Source organism: Streptomyces sp. NPDC015171 (assembly GCF_043079545.1).
In the GTDB taxonomy this organism is placed as follows: domain Bacteria; phylum Actinomycetota; class Actinomycetes; order Streptomycetales; family Streptomycetaceae; genus Streptomyces.
The window spans coordinates 1-1432 of record NZ_JBIBUO010000056.1; the positions used below are offsets into that span (position 1 = coordinate 1).

Sequence of the window (1432 nt, forward strand, 5' to 3'; positions counted from 1 at the left end):
ATTTCGAGGGTCAGCTCGTCGTGGTTGCGCAGGAAGATGCCCCACTGGCAGCCGGACGGGATCGCGGGCGTCTTGGCGAGGATCTCGGAGACCGGATAGCGCGATTCGCGCCGTACGGCCATGAAGATGCGCGGCATGACGGGGAAGTGGAAGGCCATGTGGGCCTCGTCGCCGCCGCCCTGGAAGTCGCCGAAGTAGTCGACGACGTCCTCGGGCCACTGGTTCGCCTCGGCCAGCAGCACCTTGTCGGGATACTGGGCGTCGATCTCCTTGCGCACCCGCTTGAGGAAGGAGTGGGTGGCGGGCAGGTTCTCGCAGTTGGTGCCCTCCTGCTGGTACAGGTACGGCACCGCGTCCAGCCGGAACCCGTCGATGCCGAGATCCAGCCAGAATTTCAGCGCGGAGATCATCTCCTCCTGCACGGCCGGGTTCTCGTAGTTCAGATCCGGCTGGTGCGAGAAGAAGCGATGCCAGTAGTACTGCTTGCGTACCGGGTCGTACGTCCAGTTGGAGGCCTCGGTGTCGACGAAGATGATGCGGGCACCCTGGTACTGCTTGTCGTCGTCGGCCCAGACGTAGTAGTCCCCGTACGGGCCCTCCGGGTCCCGCCTCGACTCCTGGAACCACGGATGCTGGTCGCTGGTGTGGTTCATGACGAAGTCGATGATGACCCGCATGCCGCGCTGATGGGCGGCGTCCACGAACTCCACGAAGTCGGCGAGGTCGCCGAACTCCGGGAGGACGGCCGTGTAGTCGGACACGTCGTAACCGCCGTCCCGCAAGGGGGACTTGAAGAACGGCGGCAGCCACAGGCAGTCCACGCCGAGCCACTGGAGATAGTCGAGCTTGGCGGTCAGGCCCTTCAGGTCGCCCACGCCGTCGCCGTCGCTGTCCTGGAAGGAGCGGACCAGGACCTCGTAGAAGACGGCGCGTTTGAACCACTCCGGGTCCCGGTCCTTGGCGGGCGTGTCCTCGAAGGTGTCCGGAACGGGCTCATTGACGATCATATTGTGGGTGACCCTCCGATCTGCGGGGTGGACGGTCGCAGGACGGTGAAGACGTGCGCGGGCCTGTGACCCGGTTCGAGGCGCACATAGTTGGCCCTGCCCCAGTAGTAGGTCTCGCCGGTCAGCTCGTCGCGGACCGGCACGGACTCGTGCCATTCCAGGCCGAGTTGCGGCATGTCCAACGAGACCGTGGCCTCCTGGGTATGGCGGGGGTCGAGGTTGGCGACCACCAGAACCGTGTTCGATCCGCTCCGCTTCGAGTAGGCGAGCACCGCGTCCTGGTCGGCGTGGTGGAAGTGCAGATCGCGCAGTTGCCGCAGGGCCGGGCTGCGCCGCCGGATGGCGTTGAGGCGGGTGACGAGCGGGGCGATGGTGCGGCCCTCGCGGGCGGCGGCCGCCCAGTCGCGGGGCCTGAGCTGGTATTT

At 66.4% G+C, this 1432-nt stretch carries 2 protein-coding genes; both read right to left on the bottom strand.

The genetic code is table 11. The features are described from left to right. On the bottom strand, window positions 1-1007 hold a 1007-nt coding region (locus ACF073_RS41465; RefSeq protein WP_392076747.1), incomplete at its 3' end, for an alpha-amylase family glycosyl hydrolase. Beyond that, on the bottom strand, window positions 1004-1432 hold a 429-nt coding region (locus tag ACF073_RS41470; protein ID WP_392076748.1), incomplete at its 5' end, for an alpha-glucosidase C-terminal domain-containing protein. The genes ACF073_RS41465 and ACF073_RS41470, both read right to left, overlap by 4 nt.